The organism is Streptomyces sp. NBC_00259 (assembly GCF_036181745.1).
Taxonomy (GTDB): domain Bacteria; phylum Actinomycetota; class Actinomycetes; order Streptomycetales; family Streptomycetaceae; genus Streptomyces; species Streptomyces pratisoli.
Genome location: NZ_CP108080.1, coordinates 3098761 through 3118817, shown reverse-complemented (window position 1 = coordinate 3118817; position 20057 = coordinate 3098761). Strand labels below are relative to the sequence as shown.

Annotated in this window: 23 protein-coding genes; 14 read left to right on the top strand and 9 right to left on the bottom strand. The window is 71.5% G+C overall.

What is annotated here, in order from left to right; genetic code table 11:
• Window positions 1–10: 10 nt before the first annotated feature.
• The 7 genes from OG766_RS13930 to OG766_RS13900 all read right to left on the bottom strand — a co-directional run bounded on the left by OG766_RS13930 (window position 11) and on the right by OG766_RS13900 (window position 5538).
• Window positions 11–385 (bottom strand): hypothetical protein, encoded by a 375-nt coding sequence (locus tag OG766_RS13930; protein WP_266378594.1) that lies wholly within the window; start codon window positions 383–385, stop codon window positions 11–13.
• Window positions 386–435: 50 nt separating this feature from the next.
• Window positions 436–819 carry a roadblock/LC7 domain-containing protein gene (locus tag OG766_RS13925; RefSeq protein WP_266378592.1) on the bottom strand — a complete coding sequence of 128 codons (384 nt, stop codon included), beginning with the start codon at window positions 817–819 and terminating at the stop codon, window positions 436–438.
• Between the two features lie 38 nt (window positions 820–857).
• Window positions 858–1610: a transcriptional regulator gene (locus OG766_RS13920; RefSeq protein ID WP_266384107.1), complete on the bottom strand. Its 753-nt coding sequence runs from the start codon at window positions 1608–1610 to the stop codon at window positions 858–860.
• Between the two features lie 11 nt (window positions 1611–1621).
• Entirely contained in the window at window positions 1622–2032 is a 411-nt protein-coding gene (locus OG766_RS13915) for a hypothetical protein (RefSeq protein WP_266378590.1), read from the bottom strand.
• Window positions 2033–2199: 167 nt separating this feature from the next.
• Window positions 2200–3567 (bottom strand): APC family permease, encoded by a 1368-nt coding sequence (locus OG766_RS13910; RefSeq protein WP_266378587.1) that lies wholly within the window; start codon window positions 3565–3567, stop codon window positions 2200–2202.
• Window positions 3568–3717: 150 nt separating this feature from the next.
• The gene (locus OG766_RS13905; RefSeq protein WP_266378584.1) at window positions 3718–4182 is read right to left on the bottom strand and encodes an SRPBCC family protein; all 465 of its coding nucleotides are present in this window, start codon (window positions 4180–4182) and stop codon (window positions 3718–3720) included.
• Between the two features lie 36 nt (window positions 4183–4218).
• On the bottom strand, window positions 4219–5538 hold the full coding sequence (locus OG766_RS13900) for a diaminopimelate decarboxylase (protein WP_328725453.1): 1320 nt from the start codon (window positions 5536–5538) through the stop codon (window positions 4219–4221).
• 107 nt (window positions 5539–5645) lie between these two features.
• On the opposite strand from OG766_RS13900, the gene hutU reads away from it, so the two are divergent.
• The 6 genes from hutU to OG766_RS13870 all read left to right on the top strand — a co-directional run bounded on the left by hutU (window position 5646) and on the right by OG766_RS13870 (window position 10870).
• A complete protein-coding gene (gene hutU / locus OG766_RS13895; RefSeq protein WP_266378579.1) occupies window positions 5646–7304 on the top strand; it encodes a urocanate hydratase in 1659 nt (552 codons plus the stop codon).
• A 74-nt stretch (window positions 7305–7378) separates the two neighbouring features.
• Window positions 7379–8569: an allantoate amidohydrolase gene (locus OG766_RS13890; protein WP_266384104.1), complete on the top strand. Its 1191-nt coding sequence runs from the start codon at window positions 7379–7381 to the stop codon at window positions 8567–8569.
• Entirely contained in the window at window positions 8560–9897 is a 1338-nt protein-coding gene (locus tag OG766_RS13885) for a formimidoylglutamate deiminase (RefSeq protein ID WP_266378576.1), read from the top strand. The genes OG766_RS13890 and OG766_RS13885 overlap by 10 nt, the downstream gene beginning before the upstream one ends.
• Before the next feature lie 62 nt (window positions 9898–9959).
• Window positions 9960–10205, top strand: coding sequence for a hypothetical protein (locus OG766_RS13880; protein ID WP_266378574.1), 246 nt, complete (start codon window positions 9960–9962; stop codon window positions 10203–10205).
• Window positions 10206–10235: 30 nt separating this feature from the next.
• Window positions 10236–10589 (top strand): DUF6247 family protein, encoded by a 354-nt coding sequence (locus OG766_RS13875; protein WP_266378571.1) that lies wholly within the window; start codon window positions 10236–10238, stop codon window positions 10587–10589.
• The gene (locus OG766_RS13870) at window positions 10586–10870 is read left to right on the top strand and encodes a hypothetical protein (protein WP_266378568.1); all 285 of its coding nucleotides are present in this window, start codon (window positions 10586–10588) and stop codon (window positions 10868–10870) included. The genes OG766_RS13875 and OG766_RS13870 overlap by 4 nt, the downstream gene beginning before the upstream one ends.
• A 98-nt stretch (window positions 10871–10968) precedes the next feature.
• Here the strand turns inward: OG766_RS13870 and OG766_RS13865 are convergent, their stop codons facing one another.
• Window positions 10969–11337, bottom strand: a complete 369-nt coding sequence (locus OG766_RS13865; RefSeq protein WP_266378565.1) for a VOC family protein — start codon at window positions 11335–11337, stop codon at window positions 10969–10971.
• A gap of 162 nt (window positions 11338–11499) precedes the next feature.
• On the opposite strand from OG766_RS13865, the gene OG766_RS13860 reads away from it, so the two are divergent.
• Window positions 11500–11871 (top strand): STAS domain-containing protein, encoded by a 372-nt coding sequence (locus tag OG766_RS13860; RefSeq protein ID WP_266378562.1) that lies wholly within the window; start codon window positions 11500–11502, stop codon window positions 11869–11871.
• Between the two features lie 33 nt (window positions 11872–11904).
• On the opposite strand, the gene OG766_RS13855 is transcribed toward OG766_RS13860, so the two are convergent.
• Window positions 11905–12354 carry an ATP-binding protein gene (locus OG766_RS13855; protein ID WP_328725452.1) on the bottom strand — a complete coding sequence of 150 codons (450 nt, stop codon included), beginning with the start codon at window positions 12352–12354 and terminating at the stop codon, window positions 11905–11907.
• Between the two features lie 160 nt (window positions 12355–12514).
• Here OG766_RS13855 and OG766_RS13850 point away from each other — a divergent pair, with 160 nt between their 5' ends.
• From OG766_RS13850 to OG766_RS13820, 7 genes are all read left to right on the top strand, one after another.
• Complete coding sequence (locus OG766_RS13850; protein ID WP_328725451.1) at window positions 12515–13378, top strand: helix-turn-helix domain-containing protein; 864 nt, start codon at window positions 12515–12517, stop codon at window positions 13376–13378.
• Window positions 13375–13644 carry a DUF397 domain-containing protein gene (locus OG766_RS13845; RefSeq protein WP_328725450.1) on the top strand — a complete coding sequence of 90 codons (270 nt, stop codon included), beginning with the start codon at window positions 13375–13377 and terminating at the stop codon, window positions 13642–13644. The genes OG766_RS13850 and OG766_RS13845 overlap by 4 nt, the downstream gene beginning before the upstream one ends.
• Window positions 13645–13720: 76 nt before the next feature.
• Window positions 13721–14893 (top strand): imidazolonepropionase, encoded by a 1173-nt coding sequence (gene hutI, locus OG766_RS13840; RefSeq protein WP_328725449.1) that lies wholly within the window; start codon window positions 13721–13723, stop codon window positions 14891–14893.
• Between the two features lie 185 nt (window positions 14894–15078).
• Window positions 15079–16425, top strand: a complete 1347-nt coding sequence (locus OG766_RS13835) for a hypothetical protein (RefSeq protein ID WP_328725448.1) — start codon at window positions 15079–15081, stop codon at window positions 16423–16425.
• Between the two features lie 334 nt (window positions 16426–16759).
• Window positions 16760–17836: a GNAT family N-acetyltransferase gene (locus OG766_RS13830; protein ID WP_328725447.1), complete on the top strand. Its 1077-nt coding sequence runs from the start codon at window positions 16760–16762 to the stop codon at window positions 17834–17836.
• 77 nt (window positions 17837–17913) lie between these two features.
• The gene (locus OG766_RS13825) at window positions 17914–19227 is read left to right on the top strand and encodes a glycosyltransferase (RefSeq protein WP_266384101.1); all 1314 of its coding nucleotides are present in this window, start codon (window positions 17914–17916) and stop codon (window positions 19225–19227) included.
• The gene (locus OG766_RS13820; RefSeq protein WP_266378544.1) at window positions 19224–20048 is read left to right on the top strand and encodes a polysaccharide deacetylase family protein; all 825 of its coding nucleotides are present in this window, start codon (window positions 19224–19226) and stop codon (window positions 20046–20048) included. Before OG766_RS13825 ends, OG766_RS13820 begins: the two co-directional genes overlap by 4 nt.
• The last annotated feature ends 9 nt before the right edge of the window (window positions 20049–20057 follow it).

Genomic DNA, 20057 nt, shown 5'->3' with positions numbered 1-20057 from the left:
CCGGCGAGGGTCAGACCTCCAGTCCCGCCTCGATCTTGCGCAGCTGGTGCCGGGCCATCGCCAGGTTGGCGCGCTTGGTGTCCAGGGCCATGTACAGGAACAGCCCGTTGCCGCCTCGTGCCTTGAGGAGGCGGATCAGGTGGTACTGCGACCCCAGGGTGATGAGGATGTCCTCGATGTCGTCCTGGAGGCCGAGCATTTCCATGGTGCGGAGCTTCGCCCGCACCACGTCGGTGTTGCCCGCGGCCGCGACGTTCAGGTCGAGCTGCTTGCCGCCGCCCATCGTGCCGAGCGCCATGCCGCTGGTGTAGTCGACGAGCGCGACGCCGATCGCGCCGTCGATCGTGGCCATCGCTTCCTTGAGAGCGGTCTCGGTGTTCGCCATGGTGATGCCTTTCCTAGTCGTGGAACTCACGGGGTTGGTGTGCTGGTCGGTCAGGGACGTTCGAGTGCGCCGTCGACGAGTTCGGCGATGCGGGCCCCGGCCCTGCGGGCTTCGAGGTGCAGCCGCCCGACGTTGACGCGCGGCTCGGCGGTGACGGTGAGCACGGCGGCCGACCCCGCCGCGTAGGTCGCCACATAGCCGCTCTCACCGCGTACGAGCAGTTCGCGGAAGCCTCCTTGGCCGGTCGCCTCGGTGAGCCGCACCGCCACGCCGAGTGCCGCGGCGGTCAGCGCGGCGACCGTCTCCGCCTCCGTGTCCGGGGTGTCCCTGGCCAGTACGAGACCGTCCACGCTGGCCGCGAGGGCGCCGGTGAGCTGCGGTAACCGGGTCCTCAACCGGTGGAGTTCGTCGAGGACTCCGGTACTCGCGGTCATCAGCTGTCTCCTCTCGGCGCGCTGTCTCATCGCGCGCATCACAGCGTTGCCTCCAGGGCGTCACGGAGCCGGCGGAGCAGGGCGACGTCCGGATCGGCGGACGTGCCCATCACACGGGCGACATCGGGTGGCGGTAGCGGCGCGATGGCGCCGGTGTCGGTTCGCGGGGTCTCGACGAGCCCGGCCGCGGCCAGCCGGCGCACATCGACCAGCGTGTGGAACGCGGGGCGGCCGAGGGCCCGGGCGATGTCGGCGGGGGTGCGCACCCCGTCGGCCAGGTCGAGCACGGCGCGCTGGCGCGGGGCGGTCCGTGACCCGGCGGAGCGGCGCACGGGCACGACGGGCGAGGTGTCCGTCTCGGGGTGCGCCCAGAGCCGGTCGAGCAGTGTTCTGCGCCGTAAGGTCTCCCGTTCGACGGCCTCGGCCGCCACGGGCCGTACGGGGCCTATCCAGTGCGCCACCCCGTAGCGGAAGCGGGAGGGGCCGCTGCTGGGCGCGAGCGCGAAGTACGCGGCGTCGTACAGCGCTCCGAGGTGGCAGATCTCCAGCTCGCCGCCGCTGAGCCGGCCGCTGTCGACGAGATGGCGGCCCACCCGGCCCTGCGCCCCGGCCTCACGGAGCGCCTCCTGCCAGCCGTCGGCGCGCAGCCGCCCGCCGGCGGTCAGCAGGACCTCGATACCGGGCGCGGCGGGGCTCTCGGCGTGCACCACCTGGCCGTCGACGAGGTAGAGCGTTCCCCGGTCGCGTAACAGCGCGCCCGTGGCCCGCTCCGCGGCGAGCCGCAGCAGCATCGGTGAGACGGTCACTCCAGCACCAGCCGCTCGGTCAGGTCTCTCATCCGCAGCCTGGCGAGGGCGAGATTGCCCTCGGCGCGGTCGAGCCAGAGGTGGAGCAGGACGCTGCTGTCGAAACTCGTCTCGACGAAGCGCAGGACGTGATAGCAGGTACGGGTGGTGACGACGAGGTCCTCGACCGGAGGGTTCTTGCCGAGGTCCGTGTCCGGGCCGTCGGCGAGCCCCACGGGGGCGAAGGTGGGGTGCTCCGCCGCCATGCGCGCCAACTCCGCGGTCTCCGCCGCCGCCGTCTCGTGGTCGGCGCCCGCCGCGTCCCCGACCGTGCCGAGGGCGAGTCCGCTGGTCCAGTCGACGAGGGCGGCGCCGCGCACTCCGGGCAGCCGCATGGCGTGCAGCAGACACTCGTCGATTCCGGGCACGCGGAAATCCCCCTCCAGCACGTGTGCGAACGGCTCGGACGTACGTCCGTAGCCATGACGTTACGCAACGGAGTGTGGGCAGGTGGGAGTTCTGGCATTTTCCATCGGAACATGCAGCCGGTCCGATAAGGTCCGCCCCACCCCATTCGGCCCTCGGCTGCCTGTTCTCAGCGCCTGGCTGCCTCTTCCTCGTGCCGTACCTTCATCCACGCCTTGTTGACGGCCCACAGGACGATCCCGATGGCGACCAGCACGCCGGCCCTGATGTAGACGTCCGACCCACGCTCCGAGAGCGGGCTGGCCAGGATGACCGAGGTGATCGCGCCCAGCACCGGCAGGATCGTCGGCGTACGGAAGTGGCTGTGCTCGACGTGGTCCTTGCGGAGCACCAGCACCGCCACGTTGACCACCGTGAAGACGCAGAGCAGCAGGAACGCGGTGGTGTCGCCGAGTCCTTCGATCTCTCCCGTGGAGACGAGGCCGATGGCGATCACGGTGACGAAGATGATGCCGTTGACGGGCGTACGGCGCTTGGGGAGCACCCGGCCCATGCCGCGCGGCAGCACCTTCTCGTTGGCGAGTCCGTAGCAGAGCCGCGAGGCCATCATGATGTTGATCAGCGCGGAGTTGGTGACCGCGAAGAGCGCGATCAGCGCGAAGAGCTTCGGCGGGAAGTCGACCCCGCCGGCCTTGACGACCTCCAGCAGCGGGCCGCTCGACGTCTCCAGCACCCGGTAGTCCACGAGCAGCGAGGACACCAGCGCGACCAGCACGTAGATCGTGCCGGTCACGCCGACGCCGAGGAAGATCGCACGCGGGAAGGTGCGGACCGGATCCTTCGTCTCCTCCGCCATGTTGACCGAGTCCTCGAAGCCGACGAACGCGAAGAAGCCCAGCGCCGTGGCGCCCAGAATGCTCGTCATCAGCGCGAATCCGGTGCCGGAGGCCTGGAACTCGCCCAGCCGGGACGGCTCACCGGAGCCGGTGAAGATCGCCGACGCCCCGATCGCGAGGATGATCACCAGACCGGTGAGCTCGACGATGGTCAGCACCACGTTGGTCTTCACGGACTCCGACACACCGCGCAGCGCGAGCGCGGCCAGCGCCAGGATGAAGAGGATCGCGATGAGGGTGGAAGGGACGGCGTCCGTGAACTCCTGGAAGTAGTCGCCGCTGAAGGCGCGGGCGGCGGCGCTCGCGGACGACAGCCCGGAGCACATCACCATGAAGGCGACGATGAAGGTCAGGAAGGGCAGCCGGAACGCCTTCTGGGTGTAGAGGGCGGCGCCTGCGGCCTTGGGGTACTTGCCGACGAGCTCCACGTACGACGCCGCCGTCATGACCGCCACGATGAAGCCGATCAGGAACGGCAGCCACAGCGCGCCGCCCACCTTGCCCGCGACCTTCCCGGTCGTGGCGTAGATGCCCGTACCGAGGATGTCGCCGATCACGAAGAGGATCAGCAGCTTCGGGCCGATGGCGCGTTTGAGTGAAGGCTGCTGCTCGGGTGGTTCCGTGGAAGTGGATGTGGCCATGAGACACCTCTCCCGTTCCCGTTCGGCGGTGGGAAGGTTCCTGCCCGTCGGGATGCCCGTGATGCGTGCGGTGCGAGTGGTTGGGCCGTACGGGGCCGGCCCCGGCGGTGGCCGTGGCCGCGGGGCGCACCGGGCGGCCCGGCGCGCGCGTCAGCCGCCGCGGCCCTCCACGGCGGCCGCGACATCGGCGAGGTCCCGCGCGATGGCCTTGGCCACGGCACGCTCGCCGAGCGGCCCGAGCACCTTGGTGAGCAGGCCCATGAAGCCCCCGGGAGGCGTGGCGGAGAACGTCATCCGCACCGTGGTCGTCTCGGGCCCGTCGGCGCGCAGCGCGAACTCGGACACATAGTGGGCGCCGTGGTTGTCGGCCTCGACGACGAAGCGCTCCGGCGGCTCGCTCACCGTCACGTACATCTCCTCGGTGGCTTCCTTGCCGAGCATCCGTCTGGTCTCGCGCCACCGGGTGCCGACGCCGAAGCCGCCCTCCGTGAGGACCTCGATCCGCTCCACCCCGCTGAGCACGCGCTGCGAGCCCTCCAGGTCGGTCAGGGCCTCCCAGATCCGCCCGGCGGGCGCGGCGACGCGGCGCTCGACGACGACGCTGCTGCTGGTCATGGCTCCATGGAACCACCGGGGTACGACAACCGCCCGCTACAGCAGCGCGTCCGCCGAGCCGCCGCCCGCCTCCGTGACGATCTCCTCCAGGCTCTGCGCGGCCCGGACCGTCACGAACCCGATCCCGTCCCCGTCGGCCCGGAAGCCGTGGATCCCGGGCCTGGCGAGGCTGTTGTACGCGTAGTGGCTGCTGAAGTAGTACGCGCCGGTGTCCAGTGCCGGGACCACGTCGCCCGGCTCCAGCAGCGGCAGCGCCCGCGCCTCGGCCAGCAGGTCGCCCGCGAAGCAGGCAGGACCCGCGATGTCCTGCACGACGGCGTCACCGGTCCTGGGCACGCCCTTCGCGTCGTACACCGCGATCCGCAGCGGCCATGAGACGGGGTCGTAGATGGTGCGGGTGGCGATCTGGACGCCCGCATGGGTGACGGCGATGGGCCGGGCGCCGGTGGTCTTCGTGTACTCGACCCGGGTGAGGACCGTGCCGTGCTTGGCCAGCAGCGACCTGCCGAACTCGGTGACCAGCCCGTACCGCCCGTCGAACAGTCCGGGGACCTCCTCCCGCAGGGTCCGGGCGTACATGGCGAAGGTCGGGGTCTCCTCGTCGGAGGTGAAGTTGACCGAAAGCCCGCCGCCGATGTCGATCGTGTCGATCTGCTGCCGCCCGGCGGCCGCGTTGATCTCCTCGGCCAGCTCGTACACGGCCCGTACGCCCTTGGCCATCAGTTCCAGGGTCAGTCCCTGCGAGCCGGAGTGGGTGTGCAGCCGGGTCAGCCACGGCCGGTCGAGACAGGCCCGGACGACCCGCTCGCGGGCGCCCTCGTCGCGCAGCGCGACGCCGAACTTCGAGGTCTTCGTGGCGGTCGACAGCGCCCCGATCGCGCCCGCGCCGATCTGGGCGTTGACCCGCAGACCGAGCGGGGAGCGACTGGGTTCCCGGCCGACCAGGTCGTCGATCCGGTCGAGTTCCTGGAGGTTGTCGGCGTTGACGGCGATCCCGAGGCCGAGTGCCTCACGCAGTTCGGGGAGGGTCTTGGCGGGGGAGTCGAGGACGATGTTCTCCGGCCGGATGCCGGCGGCGCGGGCCAGTGCCAGCTCGCCTGGGCTGGCGACCTCCGCGCCGATGCCCTCCGAGTCCAGCAGGCGCAGCACCGGCACCAGCGGGCCGGCCTTGACGGCGAAGGCGTGCAGGACGGGGGCGTCGGTGATCTCGGCGAAGGCGGCCGTGAGCGCGGCGGCGGAGGCGCGGATCCCGGCGATGTCGAGCAGGGCGGTGACGGGCTCGCTCCCGTTGAGAAGGCCTTGTTCCACGGCCGCTCGGACGGCCTGATCACGACGGTCTGAAGCCAGATGAGCCATGTGTACCAGTCAATCATCCGGGCCCGTCCCGTGCCGCCCTGTTGACTGGAATTATTCAGGAGGCCAGGATGTGAATAGAAGAGTCACTGTCGCGAGGAGGCATCGGCATGTCTGGACCCCGCCCGGTCAGGGCACCGCGTGGTACGGAACTGAGCGCCCTTGGATGGCAGCAGGAAGCCGCGCTGCGCATGCTCCAGAACAACCTCGACCCGGAGGTCGCCGAGCACCCCGACAAGCTCGTCGTCTACGGCGGCACCGGAAAGGCCGCCCGCGACTGGCGCTCCTTCGACGCGATGGTGCGCACGCTGCGGACCCTGAAGCAGGACGAGACGATGCTCGTCCAGTCCGGCCGCCCCGTCGGCGTCATGCAGACCCACGAGTGGGCGCCGCGCGTGCTCATCGCCAACTCCAACCTGGTCGGCGACTGGGCGAACTGGGAGGAGTTCCGGCGCCTGGAGGCCCTCGGCCTCACCATGTACGGCCAGATGACCGCCGGCTCCTGGATCTACATCGGCACCCAGGGCATCCTCCAGGGCACGTACGAGACCTTCGCGGCCGTGGCGGCGAAGAAGTTCGACGGCACCCTGGCCGGGACGATCACGCTCACGGCCGGTCTCGGCGGAATGGGCGGCGCCCAGCCGCTCGCCGTGACCATGAACGACGGCGTCGCGATCTGCATCGACGTCGACCCGCGCGCGATCGAGCGCCGGATCGAGCACCGCTACCTGGACGTGAAGGCCGACAACCTCGCCCACGCCCTCCAGCTCGCGGTGGAGGCCCGGGACGCCCGCCGCCCGCTGTCGATCGGCCTGCTCGGCAACGCGGCGGAGCTGCTGCCGCAGATGCTGGCGGAAAGCGCCCCGATCGACATCGTGACCGACCAGACGTCGGCCCACGACCCGCTGTCCTACCTCCCGGTGGGCGTCGACTTCGACGACATGGCGTCCTACGCGGCGAAGGACCCGGCCGGGTTCACGACCCGGGCCCGCGAGTCGATGGCCCGCCATGTGGAAGCCATGGTCGGCTTCATGGACGCGGGCGCCGAGGTCTTCGACTACGGCAACTCCATCCGCGGCGAGGCGCAGCTGGCCGGCTACGACCGGGCGTTCGCGTTCCCCGGCTTCGTACCGGCGTACATCCGGCCCCTCTTCTGCGAGGGCAAGGGCCCCTTCCGCTGGGCGGCGCTGTCGGGCGAGGCGTCGGACATCGCGAAGACCGACAAGGCGATGCTGGACCTCTTCCCCGAGAACGAGTCCCTGGCCCGCTGGATCAAGCTGGCCGGCGAGCGCGTCCACTTCCAGGGCCTCCCGGCGCGCATCTGCTGGCTGGGCTACGGCGAGCGCGACCGCGCGGGCGAGCGCTTCAACGACATGGTGGCCAGCGGCGAGCTGGCGGCCCCGCTGGCCATCGGCCGCGACCACCTCGACTGCGGATCGGTCGCGTCCCCGTACCGCGAGACCGAGGCGATGCTCGACGGCTCGGACGCGATCGCCGACTGGCCGCTGCTCAACGCCATGGTCAATGTCGCCTCCGGCGCCTCGTGGGTGTCCATCCACCACGGCGGCGGCGTCGGCATGGGCCGCTCCCTCCACGCCGGCCAGGTCACGGTCGCCGACGGCACGAAGCTCGCGGGCGAGAAGATCCGCCGCGTGCTGACGAACGACCCGGGCATGGGCGTGATCCGTCACGTGGACGCGGGCTACGACATCGCGGAGTCGGTCGCCGGGGACCGCGGCGTCCGCATCCCGATGCGGGAGGACTCGTGAGCGACCCCGACCGGGTTGTGCCCGCCCGTTTTGCCGCGGCGGAACGTCCGCCCACACCCCTCTCGTTCCACGAGATGTGGGCGGACCTCGCGACCATCGGGCGCAACGCCGACTCGGGCGGCTACCGCCGCTATGCCTGGACCGGCGCCGACGCCGACTGCCGCACCTGGTTCCAGGAGCAGGCCGCGGCCCGCGGCCTCACCTGCGAGACCGACCGCAACGGCAACCAGTGGGCCTGGCTCGGCGACCCTTCGGCAGGTGACGCCGTCGTCACCGGCTCCCACCTGGACTCCGTGCCCGACGGCGGCGCCTTCGACGGCCCCCTCGGCGTCGTGTCCTCCTTCGCCGCGCTCGACGAACTCCGCCGCAGGGGAGCGACGTTCACCAAGCCCATCGCCATCACCAACTTCGGCGACGAGGAGGGCGCACGCTTCGGCCTCGCCTGCGTCGGCTCCCGGCTCACCGCCGGCCGGCTGACCAAGGCGCAGGCGTACGAACTCCGGGACGGGGACGGTGTGAGCCTCCCCCAGGCCATGGAGGCGACCGGCTACGACCCCGACGCCATCGGCCCCGACCCCGAACGCCTCGCCCGCATCGGCGCGTTCGTCGAACTCCACGTCGAACAGGGCCGTGCCCTCGACCTGTCCGGCGACCCCGTCGGCATCGCGAGCGCCATCTGGCCCCACGGCCGCTGGCGGTTCGACTTCCGCGGCGAGGCCAACCACGCCGGCACCACCCGTCTCGCGGACCGCCGCGACCCGATGCTGACGTACGCCGAGACCGTCCTCGCCGCCCGCCGCGAGGCGGAGCTGGCGGGCGCCGTCGCGACCTTCGGCAAGGTCTCCGTCGAGCCGAACGGCGTCAACGCCATCCCGTCGCTCGTCCGCGGCTGGCTCGACTCGCGCGCGCCGGAACAGTCGGCCCTGGACGTCGTCACGGCCGCGATCGAGGCGGCCGCCCGCGAGCACGCCGAACGCAACGGCATCGACCTCACCGTCGTACGGGAGTCGTTCACGCCCGTCGTCGAGTTCGAGCACGCGCTGCGCGACGAGCTCGGCAAGATCCTCGGCGGACGGGCCCCGCTGCTCGGCACCGGCGCGGGACACGACGCGGGAATCCTCTCGGAGTCCATCCCGACCGCCATGCTGTTCGTACGGAATCCGACGGGTGTCTCGCACTCCCCGGCCGAGTACGCGGCCGAGGACGACTGCCTCGCCGGGGTCATCGCACTGGCCGACGTACTGGAGGGACTCGCGTGCAGCTGACGACGTACTGGCTGGAACACGCCTGGCTCGGCACCCATGTCGAGCCCGGAGTGGCGCTGGACGTGCGCGACGGCCGGATCACGGCGGTCCGGACCGGGGCCGAGACCCCGCCGCCTGGCGCCGAGGTGCTGCGCGGTCTCACCGTCCCCGGTCTCGCGAACGCCCACAGCCACGCCTTCCACCGGGCCCTGCGCGGCCTCGTCCAGGTCGGCTCGGGGACGTTCTGGACCTGGCGCGACTTCATGTACAAGGTGGCTGCGCGGCTGACGCCGGAGTCGTACCACGCGCTGGCGCGGGCGGTGTACGCGGAGATGGCGCTGGCCGGGATCACGGCGGTGGGCGAGTTCCACTACGTCCACCACGCCCCGGACGGCACGCCGTACGCCGACCCCAACGCCATGGGCGAGGCGCTGATCGCCGCGGCGGCGGACGCGGGCATCCGGATCACGCTGCTCGACACGGCGTATCTGTCGGCGGGCTTCGGCGAACCTCCCACGGCGCACCAGCGCCGCTTCTCCGACGGCACGGCCGACGCGTGGGCGCAGCGGGTGTCGCTCCTCAAGGACCAGGAGTGGGCGCGCATCGGTGCGGCGATCCACTCCGTACGGGCCGTCCCGGCGGCGCAGCTGTCGACGGTGGCCGAGTGGGCGGCGTCCCGTGAGGCGCCCCTCCATGTGCACCTCTCCGAGCAGACCGCCGAGAACGACGCCTGCCTCGCCGCCCACGGCTGCACCCCGGCACGGCTGCTCGCCGACAACGGTGTGCTGGGCCCGCGCACGACCGGCGTCCACAACACGCATCTCACGGACGACGACATCGCGCTGCTCGGCGGCAGCACGACCGGCACCTGTATGTGCCCCACGACCGAACGGGACCTGGCCGACGGCATCGGCCCCGCGCACGCCCTCCAGCGCGCGGGTTCCCCGCTCTCCCTCGGCAGCGACAGCCACGCGGTGATCGACCTCCTGGAGGAGGCGCGCGCGATGGAACTGAACGAGCGCCTGCGCAGCCGCACCCGCGGCCACTGGACGGCGGCGGCACTGCTGCGCGCCGCCACGGAGGACGGCCACGCGTCCCTGGGCTGGCCCGACGCGGGCCGCCTGGAAGCGGGCGCCCTCGCCGACTTCACCACGGTGGCCCTCGACACGGTCCGCACGGCGGGCCCGCTGCCGAGGCTGGGCGCGGAGACGGCGGTCTTCGCGGCCACGTCGGCGGACATCCGCCACACGGTCGTCGCAGGCCGGCACGTCGTGCGGGACGGGGTGCACACCCTGGTCCAGGACGTCCCGTCGGCCCTGACGGAGGCGATCGCGGCGCTGCGGGGGTGAGACAAGATGCCGAATGAATCGGCCGTTGCATTCGGCCGATCATTTCGGCAATCATGGGGCCCATGCCCCGAACTGCCACGCCCGAGGATCCCCGCATTCGCCGCCTGGAGCGCGCCACGAAGCGCCTGGCCGACGCAGAGACGGAGTTCGAGGCGGCGCTGCTCGACCTCCTTGAGCACGGCCCCCGAGGCGCACAGGCAGCGGCGACTCGCATCACTGGCATGAACCGCGACACTCTGCGCCGACGGCATCGAGACCACGAGGGTCGTGCGAACCGGGAGAAGGGCGAAGCGGCGAGCGCCGCCTGACCGAGTCAATTCCCCTTTCAGGAGCCCGAGATGACCTCACAGCCCACTGAGCCGGCCGGCGAACCGCTCATCCGCATGCCCGCGAAGACCCCGGCAGCCCTGCGTGTCGCTGTCGCGCGAATCGACCCCGATGTGCTCCCGCGCTTCGATGCCGACTGGGCCACCGCCATGGACCAGGCTCGCGACGAATACAGCCTTCTCCCCGGACGTCACTTCACAGAACACTGGTGGGCCTGGGTGGCCGTTACCCGTTGGCCCGCCCGCGCCGGTCGACTCCGCGAGTGCGAACACATCGTCGCCACCTCCGACGACCGCGCCGCCCGCCGCGCCGCCGCCGCCGAGATCGGCCGCATCCTCGCCGACGCGGAGGCGGCCGCCGCGTGAGTGACTGGACCTGGGAGTACCTTCCCGACGCCGAGCACGTTGTCGGGGGACTCACCGCGGAGCAACGCCGCGACATCGAGAACGTCGCACAGCGCATCTCCGAAGCAGTCGGTGTACGCCGCATCGGCCGCCCTTTCGACATCACCGAATCCGCCTCCGGCGTCCTCAGCCATGGGGACGGGCCAGTGATGCTCTGGTACCAGGAGGACTACCGCGACGACGTGGTGTTGATCTTGCGTGTTCACCACTTCAACGCCGACGCCCTCACCGGTGACGAATGATCCGGCCATGGTGGCCGGAGCCGGGGCTCTGACGGCAGGCCGATGAACAGGTCGGCGGCCGCCCGCCGGGCCTCCGGGACACGGGTTCCAGCCTTCGGTCAGCCGTGGCCGGTGTCGATGACGCAGAAGCGGTTGCCGTCGGGATCGGCGAGTACGACGAAGTCGGCGTCGGCCGGGTAGAGGTCCCAGTCGACGCGCCGAGCGCCCAGGGACACCAGCCGCTCGACCTCGGCGGCCTGATCGGCCGCGTCCCCCGCGTACAGGTCCAGATGGATCCGCGGACGCTCCTGTGCCGGCGTCTCGCTCAGGCCGAGCGACAGCTGGACCCCGGCCCCTTCCGCCGGTACGAGCACCACCCAGTCCTCTTCCATCTCCTCGCGCGGGACGTATCGCAGCGCCTTCATCCAGAACGCGGCAGCACGCGGCACATCCGAGACGCCCAGCACCACGGATCCGATTCTCAGCATGCGCCGATTCTGGCGCCCTGCGGCACACCCGCCGATGCCATGGAGCCGAATGTAGCGAGCCGCTCCACTGAGAGTAGTTTGCCTCTTGAGGATGAAGCAGTACTCTCTTCGCTAGAGTCATCCTCTGATGAAGAGGGGTCCTTCTCCGAGGGGTCGAGCACGATGATGCACCTGACGGTTTCCTCCCATCGCCGAGACGGCTGGTCGGTCGTCACGGTTGCGGGCGAGCTGGACATCGCGAGCGCCGGCTTGCTGGGTAACCACCTTGAGGACGTCGGCTCGGCTCACGACCCGGTCAGGCTCATCGTGGACCTGTCCGTGCTGGCTTTCTGTGACGCGAGCGGTCTGCGCGTACTGGTGGATGCCCATGACGCCGCCCGCCGACGCTGCGGCGAGCTGCGCCTCGTGTGCCCGGACGGGATGATCACGTATCTGCTGCGGATCACCGGCCTGATCGACGTGATCCCGGTCCACGCCACCCTCTCCGAAGCCCTGGCGGCAACGCCGTCGGGGCTGAGCGTGAACCGGACCTGAGGGCGCGGACCGCCCAGCGGTGAGACCCGCCGGTCACTCCGGCCGTACGGGCTGTGTGGGCCGTACGAGGTCGATCTCCGCCCAGACCGTCTTGCACGGGACCGGGCCGGAGCGGGTGCCCCAGCGGGTGGCGAGCGCCTCGACGAGGAGCAGCCCGCGGCCCGACTCGCGGTCGGGCGTCGCGGGTTGGGGAGCGGGGAGGCGGTCACCGCGTGTGTCCGTCACCTCGATACGGAGCGTGTGCGGCGTCGCGGACAGCCTCAGGCGGAAGTCGCGGCCGGAAACGCGGCCGTGGAGCGCCGCGTTGGCGGCCAGTTCGGCGATGACGTGGGCGGCGGCGTCCGAGGCCGCACCGCTCACACCCCAGGAACGCAGCTGCTCCGCGGCGAGGAGCCGGGCGAGGCGTGCACCGCGGCGGGTGGAGGAGAGCCGGACGCTGAACTGGGCCGCAGCGGCAAGGGGTTGGGCGATCTGCTGATTCATGTCACTCAGCGTGGCGAGGCGTGCCTACTCTGAACAGTGATGCGGCCTGTACGTACGGTGACTGTCCCGGCGCTGTCCTGTCTTGTCCCGGCTGTATCGCGTGACGGGCGGGTACGGCGGGCGTTGGACACGACCGGCGCGGCGAAGACGGGGGTGCGGGATGGACAGGGTGACGGACGTGAACGGCGGGGTCGACGAGCCCGGCTGGGACGTCGATCCGGACGACGAGATCGCGCCGGTGGTGGAAATGGCGGGCGGCCAGCTCCGGCTCTGGCGCGAGGGCGCGGGGCTGCGGGTCGCGGAGTTCGGGCAGCGCATCGGGTACAGCGAGGACCTGATCCGCAAGGTGGAGCGCGGGGCGCGGATTCCCCGGCCGGAGTACCTGGACAAGGTGGACCAGGTGCTGGGGGCGGGCGGCAAGGTCGCGGCCATGAAGAAGATGCTGGCGGAGGCGCGGTACCCGAAGAAGGTTAGGGAGCTGGCGAAGCTGGAGGCGCAGGCGGTCGAACGTTCGGCGTACGGTAGTCACAACCTTCACGGGCTGTTGCAGACGGAGGAGTACGCACGGGCGTTGATCGAAACGCGACGTCCTGCCTACTCGTCGGATGAAGTGGAGCGGATGGTGGCAGCGCGTATCGCTCGCCATTCGATCTTCGAGCGCTCGTCGGCTCCTGAGCTCAGCTTCGTCCAGGAAGAGGTGACGCTGCGCCGCCCGATCGGGGGCAAGATGGTGTTGCGCCGTCAGCTCGAACGCCTCTTGGAGGTAGGGCAGTTGCGTAGCGTCGAGATCCAGGTGATGCCGACGGACCACGACGGTCACGCAGGGATGGGCGGCACGATCGAGATGCTGAAGTTCGGGGACGGTACGGCTGTGGGGCGCTGCGAGGGCGAGTTCAACAGCCGTCCGGTTTCCGAGCCGAAACAGTTGCGGATCATCGAACTGCGGTATGGCATCATCCGGGCCCAGGCTCTCTCGCCACGGGAGTCGCTGGCCTTCATCGAGCAAGTGCTGGGAGAGATATGACCATCAAGCCCTCTGCCGAGAACGGTCCCGGGCTGGACTGGTTCAAGAGCAGCTACAGCAATAGCAGCAACGGTAATGACTGCGTCGAGGTCGCCTGGACCAAGAGCAGCTACAGCAGCAGCAGCGAAGGTGACGACTGCGTCGAGGTCGCCTCCAGCCCCTCCTGCCCCACCGTCCACATCCGCGACTCCAAGAACCCCGACGGCCCCCGGCTCACCGTCGGCCCCGCCGCCTGGGCCGGCTTCCTCGTGTACGCCTCCGAGTAGTACCGCCGCTGGTAGCGACGTACCAGCAGCAGGGGCGGGCGGGCGCCCGTGGGCCGCTGTGGAAACATGAGGAAGCATGAGTACCACGACCCTCATCACCAACATCGGCAGCCTCGTCACCAACGACCCCGCCGCAGGTGACGGCCCCCTCGGACTGATCGAGGGCGCCGCGCTCGTCCTCGACGGCGACACCGTCGCCTGGACCGGCCGGTCGGCGGACGCGTCCGCCGCCGACGAGGTGCACGACGCCGGCGGCCGGGCCGTCATCCCCGGGTTCGTGGACTCGCACTCGCACCTGGTCTTCGCCGGTGACCGTACCGCCGAGTTCAACGCCCGCATGTCGGGTCGTGCCTACTCCGCGGGCGGTATCCGGACCACCGTCGCCGCGACCCGCGCCGCCACGGACGACGAGCTGGAGGCGAACCTCACCCGCTATCTGGACGAGGCGCTCCGCCAGGGCACGACGACCTTCGAGACGAAGTCCGGGTACGGCCTGACCACCCGCGACGAGGAGCGGGCGCTGCGGATCGCCGCGCGGCACACGGACGAGGTCACCTACCTCGGCGCGCACGTCGTGTCCCCGGACTTCGCCGACGACCCCGCCGCCTACGTCGCCCTCGTCACCGGCGAGATGCTCGACGCCTGCGCGCCGCACGCGCGCTGGGTCGACGTCTTCTGCGAGAAGGGGGCGTTCGACGGGGACCAGGCCCGTGCGGTCCTCACCGCCGGCATGGCGAAAGGCCTCACCCCGCGTGTCCACGCCAACCAGCTGACCTACGGCCCGGGTGTCCAGCTCGCCGTCGAGCTGGACGCGGCGTCCGCCGACCACTGCACCCACCTCACGGACGCGGACGTCGACGCCCTCGCGAGCGGCAACACCGTCGCGACCCTGCTGCCCGGCGCCGAGTTCTCCACCCGCGCCCAGTGGCCCGACGCCCGCCGCCTGATCGACGCGGGTGTGACGGTCGCGCTGTCCACGGACTGCAACCCGGGCTCGTCGTTCACCTCCTCCGTGCCGTTCTGCATCGCGCTCGCCGTGCGTGACATGGGAATGACGCCGGACGAGGCCCTCTGGTCCGCCACGGCGGGCGGTGCGGCAGCCCTGCGCCGTACCGACATCGGCCGCCTCGCTCCCGGCGCCCGTGCCGATCTCGCCGTCCTCGACGCCCCGTCGCACGTCCACCTGGCGTACCGCCCGGGCGTACCGCTGGTCTCCGCCGTGTGGCGCCGGGGCACCCAGCTGGTCTGAGGCGGTCACCGGCGGCGCCTCAGTGGCGCTCCGGTGACGCGTCCGGGTGCTGGGCCAGGGCCTTACGGCTGGTGTGAGGGCGGCATCGGTGTGGCGCCCGTCCTTCAGGGGTGTGTTGCGCCTCGTCCTGCTCCAGGGGTGCCTACTTTGCGGTGGGCCGGTCCTCCCTCACTCCTGGAGCTGCCATGAGGTTCGTCCCGAGAGCCGGCGGCGTCACCGCCCTGGCCGCCCTGGGCCTCGCCCTCGTCCCGACCGTGCCCGTCCAGGCGGACGCGTCCGACTCGCCGTCCGCCATCCCCTGCTCCGTCGACGCACTGATCGACGCCATCGACGCGGCCAACGCCGCGGGCGGCGGGACGATCCAGCTGGCCCGCAAGTGCGTCTACCGGCTGGTCGAGGTGAACAACGTCGGCCCCAGCGGGGACGCCAACGGCCTGCCCGTCATCATCACGCCCATCACCATCAAGGGCGGCAAGGACAGCGTCATCGAACGCTCCACTGCCGTGGGCGTCCCCGACTTCCGCATCTTCGAGGTCGCGGACCCGGCCGGGGCCCTCACCCTCGACGGCGAAGGACGCGGGGGCGACGGCTGGGGCACGGCGGCCATGGCGAACGAAGTCCTCGCCCAGCACGGCATCGACCGGGGCCGCGGGGATTCCGAACTCATCGTCCGCAACGGCTCCACGACCGATGAGGGGGGTGCCGTGTTCGTCGGCGAAGGCCGCAGCCTCACCCTCAAGTCGACCGTTCTGACGCGCAATCACGCCGACGACGCCGGTGGCGCGGTCTTCGCCGCCGACGGCTCGACCGTCGTCGTCTCCCGCAGCAGCGTGGACAAGAACACCGCCGACGGAGCGGGCGGGGGCATCGCCGCGTCGGAGACCGAGGTCCGGCTGAACTCCAGCAGCGTGGACAGGAACAACGGCGAGCTCGGCGGAGGCATCGCCACCGAGGGGGGAACGCTCTCCCTCCGCTCCACCACCGTGAACAAGAACAGGTCGACCGACGACGTGGGCGGCGTCTTCACCAACAACACCCCGGCGACGTTCATCCGCAGTGAGATCAACGAGAACGTCGCTGTCGGCGAAGCCGGCGGCCTGTTCATCGTCGCCGACCCCGGCATCGTCACGAACTTCGACCGCGTCGAGGTGAAGGGGAACGTCGCCGCCAATGCGGGCGGTCTCGTCACCAGCGGCATCACCACCATCGAGAACAGCAGCATCACCAAGAACACGGCCAACGACGACGGAGGCGTGGGCGGCGGCATCGTCAACCTCGCGACCCTCAACGTCGAGAACACCGTCATCAAGGAGAACAAGGCCACCGCCGCGAACTCCCAGGGCGGCGGCCTCTACAACGACGACGGCACCGCGACGCTGACCGACTCCAAGGTCGTCCGGAACGAGGCCGCGGACGGCGGCGGCATCTTCGAAGAGCCCGGCAGCACCGTCGACCTCATCCGGACGAAGGTCAAGGACAACGAGGTCAACAACTGCGCCCCGGCCGGAGCCGTGCCCGGCTGCATCGGCTGACTTCCGAGTGCTGAACCGCACGTGCTGAACCGCGAGCGCTGAACCGCTCGCTGCCCTGAGCCGCACCACCGGTCCGGGGCGCACCGACCCGGCCGCCGCCGGGCGGGGGCCACGCCGTCCATCCGACCTCCCGCACGGGAGGGACGGCGCCGGACCACCCCCGCCCGACGGCGGCCGTACCACGTCCCATTCGCCCCACCCTTCACAGGGCTTCACGCTTCTTCACGTATTGGTCACAGCTTGACCTTCGCGCCCTGTCCCAGGGGGATTTCGGCCGGTACCGTCCTGTCCCGGGGAAGCTCAAGGGGGAGACCGGGGGGTCGAGTTGAGCGGTGTGCGCATTCGTGTCGTGAAGCCCGGGGAGCTGGACGAGGGGGAGACCGAGTCCTGGCGCGAACTGCGCGCCAAGTCCGGATCGCCGGCCAGCCCCTTCATGGAACCCGAGTTCACCCTGGCCGTCGCCGGGGTGCGGCCGGGCGCCAGGGTCGCGGTCATCGAGGAGGACGGGGTCCCGGCCGGATTCTTCCCGTACGAGAAGGGGCCGTTCGGGCACGGCCGGGCCGTCGGGCTCGGAGTGTCCGACTGCCAGGGGGCCGTGCTGCGGCCGGGGCTGCGCCTCGGTGCGCGCGAACTGCTGCGGGCCTGTTCGCTGTCGGCCTGGGAGTTCGACAACCTGGAGGACGGGCAGGGCCTCTTCGCCCAGGACAGCGCCGAGGAGTTCGCCTCGCCCGTGATCGACGTCGGCGAGGGCTACGCCGTCTACGAGGAACGGCTGCGCGAGCGCTCTCCCAAGTTCTTCCGCACCACCATGGCCAAGGAGCGCAAACTGGCCCGTCAGGCGGGCGAGGTGAGGTTCGTCTTCGACGAACGCGACCCCGAGGCGCTGCGGACGCTCATGGACTGGAAGTCCGCCCAGTACCGCAGGACCGGCCGCCGCGACCGCTTCGCCCAGGACTGGATCAGCACGCTCGTGCGCCGGCTGCACGACACCCGTGCGCCCGGCTGCTCCGGCGTGCTCTCCGTGCTGTACGCAGCGGACCGGCCCGTCGCCGCTCACTTCGGACTGCGCTCGCGCACCGTGCTGTCCTGCTGGTTCCCGGCGTACGACACCGCCTACGCGAAGTACTCGCCAGGGCTGGTCCTCCATCTGCGGATGGCCGAGGCCGCGGCCGCCGAAGGCATCGGCATGCTCGACCTCGGCCGCGGCGCCGCCGAGTACAAGGACGCCCTCAAGACCGGCGAACTCCACGTCCACGAAGGCTCGTCGACCCGGCCCGGGGCCCGTGCCGCGCTCTACTGGCTCGGCCGTGAGCCCGCCCGACGCGCGCACAGCTACGTACGCAGCCGGCCACGGCTCGCCGGATACGCGCAGAAGACGCTCAACCGGATAGGCCGGCTCCGGGGCGAATGACCTGCCGGACAGCTCGGAACGACACCACTCCCGGGGGGACGACACCCATGCCGCGCACACCGCGACCGATCCGCGCCATGCAGGTCGCCGAGCTGGACCTCGACGCCCTCGCCCCGCCCGACCTCGAGACCATCGAGACCACCGGCGCCGCCGGCCCCGGCCCCCGGTCCGGCCACGGCGTGCTCGCGCTGCGGCCCGGTCCCGGCGGGGCGCCCGTCGGGCCCGGCGAGGTGTTCGTGCTCGTACGGCACCGTGGCCGGCCCGTCGGCACCATCACCGCGACCGTGCCCGAGGGCGCCGACCCGGCCGGGACGCTCGCCGCGCTCGCCCGGGAGCGGCTCGGCCCGGTCCCGGCGCCCGAGCCCGAACCCCACGGCGACCTGCCCCGCACCAGCGTCGTCGTCGCCAGCCGGGAGCGCGCCGACCTGCTCGCCCGCGCGCTGGACTCGCTGCTCGCGCAGGACCACCCGGACTTCGAGATCGTCGTCGTCGACAACGCTCCGGTCACCGACGCCACCCGCGAACTGGTCGAGCACAAGTACTCCGACCGCTCCGACCGCGTCCGGTACGTGCACGAGCCCGTGCCCGGACTGGCCGTCGCCCACAACCGCGGTGTCGCCGCCGCGGACGGTGCCGTGATCGCCTTCACCGACGACGACGTCGTCGCCGACCCGCACTGGCTCACCGCGCTCACCGCGCCGTTCGCCGGTGACCCGCGCGTCGGCTGCGTCACGGGGCTCATCCTCCCCGCGCGGCTCGGCACCCCCGCGCAGATCCTGCTGGAGAGCCACGGCGGCTTCGCCAAGGGCTTCGCGCCCCGCACGTACGACCCCGCACGGCCGCCCGCCGACGAGCCGCTGTTCCCGTTCACCGCGGGCCGGTTCGGCTCCGGCGCCAACATGGCGTTCCGTGCCCGTGCGCTGAAGGCCGTCGGCGGCTTCGACCCGGCGACCGGCACCGGCACCGCGGCCCGCGGTGGTGACGACCTGTACGCGTTCGTGCGGATCCTCGCCGACGGCCACCGGCTGCGGTACACACCCGACGCGCTGGTCTGGCACCACCACCGCGAGACCCCGCAGGACCTGCGCAACCAGGCGTACGGCTACGGCGCCGGCCTCACCGCGTACCTCACCGCGCTGATCGCCCGCCGCCCGGACCTCCTCCCGGCGCTGCTCGCCCGGCTGCCCCGCGGCCTCGCCCACGCCCGCGCGATGACCGCCCACCGGGACGGCGGCCCCGACGGTGTGCCCGGCGGGCACGGCACCGACAGCCACCCCTGGCCGCGCAGTCTCTCCAGGCTGGAGCGGCGCGGCATGCTGGCAGGCCCGATCGGGTACGCCAAGGCCCGCAGACGCGTACGCGGACTGCCGCTCCCCTGGGAGAACAGATGACGACACCACGGACGTCTCCCCGGACGCCACCGCTCATTCCCGTTCTGCTCTACCACGCGGTCATGGACGACCCGCCCGACTGGATCGCCGAATTCACCGTCACGCCCAAGGAGTTCGGCGCCCAGCTCGACGCCGTCGCCGCCAGCGGCCGTACACCGGTCAGGATCAGCGACCTCGCCGACCACCTCGCCGGCCGGGGCGCGCCCCTGCCGCCCCGGCCCGTCGTCCTCACCTTCGACGACGGCTTCGCCGATCTGCCGGGACCCACCGCCGAGGCGCTCGCCTCCCGCGGCCTTCCCGCCACCGCGTATCTCACCACCGGCGCCATCACACCGGGCCTGCGCAGCCTGCTGCCGCCCGCCCCGATGATGACGCTCGCGCAGGCGCCGCTCCTGGAGCGGTCCGGCATGGAGGTCGGCGCGCACACCGTCACCCATCCGCAGCTGGACACGCTCGGCGCGCGCCGACTGCGCTACGAACTGCGCCACTCCAAGGCGGTCCTGGAGGACGCCCTCGGCCATGAGGTGCGTCATCTCGCCTATCCGCACGGCTACAACAGCCGCGCCGTCCGCCGTGCCGCGCACGCCGCCGGCTACGAGTCCGCCGTGGCCGTACGCCACGCGCTCAGCTCGGAGACGGACGAGGCGTACCGGATCGCCCGGCTCATCCTGCGCCGCAGCCACACGGTCGCCGACATCGAGGCGTGGATGGACGGCACCGGCGCGCGGGCCGCGCCCTACCCGGACTCGCTGCCCACGATGGGCTGGCGGCTCTACCGACGAGCGCGGGCGGTCGTGAAGGGCCCGGAGTTCGCCGGGTGAGGGCCGTGG

Bases quoted from the DNA above. Each gene is read 5' to 3' on its own strand.
- OG766_RS13930 (WP_266378594.1), bottom strand. From the start codon at position 385: ATGGCGAACACCGAGACCGCTCTCAAGGAAGCGATGGCCACGATCGAC.
- OG766_RS13925 (WP_266378592.1), bottom strand. From the start codon at position 819: ATGACCGCGAGTACCGGAGTCCTCGACGAACTCCACCGGTTGAGGACC.
- OG766_RS13920 (WP_266384107.1), bottom strand. From the start codon at position 1,610: ATGCTGCTGCGGCTCGCCGCGGAGCGGGCCACGGGCGCGCTGTTACGC.
- OG766_RS13910 (WP_266378587.1), bottom strand. From the start codon at position 3,567: ATGGCCACATCCACTTCCACGGAACCACCCGAGCAGCAGCCTTCACTC.
- OG766_RS13905 (WP_266378584.1), bottom strand. From the start codon at position 4,182: ATGACCAGCAGCAGCGTCGTCGTCGAGCGCCGCGTCGCCGCGCCCGCC.
- OG766_RS13900 (WP_328725453.1), bottom strand. From the start codon at position 5,538: ATGGCTCATCTGGCTTCAGACCGTCGTGATCAGGCCGTCCGAGCGGCC.
- hutU (WP_266378579.1), top strand. From the start codon at position 5,646: ATGTCTGGACCCCGCCCGGTCAGGGCACCGCGTGGTACGGAACTGAGC.
- OG766_RS13890 (WP_266384104.1), top strand. From the start codon at position 7,379: ATGTGGGCGGACCTCGCGACCATCGGGCGCAACGCCGACTCGGGCGGC.
- OG766_RS13880 (WP_266378574.1), top strand. From the start codon at position 9,960: ATGCCCCGAACTGCCACGCCCGAGGATCCCCGCATTCGCCGCCTGGAG.
- OG766_RS13875 (WP_266378571.1), top strand. From the start codon at position 10,236: ATGACCTCACAGCCCACTGAGCCGGCCGGCGAACCGCTCATCCGCATG.
- OG766_RS13865 (WP_266378565.1), bottom strand. From the start codon at position 11,337: ATGCTGAGAATCGGATCCGTGGTGCTGGGCGTCTCGGATGTGCCGCGT.
- OG766_RS13860 (WP_266378562.1), top strand. From the start codon at position 11,500: ATGATGCACCTGACGGTTTCCTCCCATCGCCGAGACGGCTGGTCGGTC.
- OG766_RS13855 (WP_328725452.1), bottom strand. From the start codon at position 12,354: ATGAATCAGCAGATCGCCCAACCCCTTGCCGCTGCGGCCCAGTTCAGC.
- OG766_RS13850 (WP_328725451.1), top strand. From the start codon at position 12,515: ATGGACAGGGTGACGGACGTGAACGGCGGGGTCGACGAGCCCGGCTGG.
- OG766_RS13845 (WP_328725450.1), top strand. From the start codon at position 13,375: ATGACCATCAAGCCCTCTGCCGAGAACGGTCCCGGGCTGGACTGGTTC.
- hutI (WP_328725449.1), top strand. From the start codon at position 13,721: ATGAGTACCACGACCCTCATCACCAACATCGGCAGCCTCGTCACCAAC.
- OG766_RS13835 (WP_328725448.1), top strand. From the start codon at position 15,079: ATGAGGTTCGTCCCGAGAGCCGGCGGCGTCACCGCCCTGGCCGCCCTG.
- OG766_RS13825 (WP_266384101.1), top strand. From the start codon at position 17,914: ATGCAGGTCGCCGAGCTGGACCTCGACGCCCTCGCCCCGCCCGACCTC.
- OG766_RS13820 (WP_266378544.1), top strand. From the start codon at position 19,224: ATGACGACACCACGGACGTCTCCCCGGACGCCACCGCTCATTCCCGTT.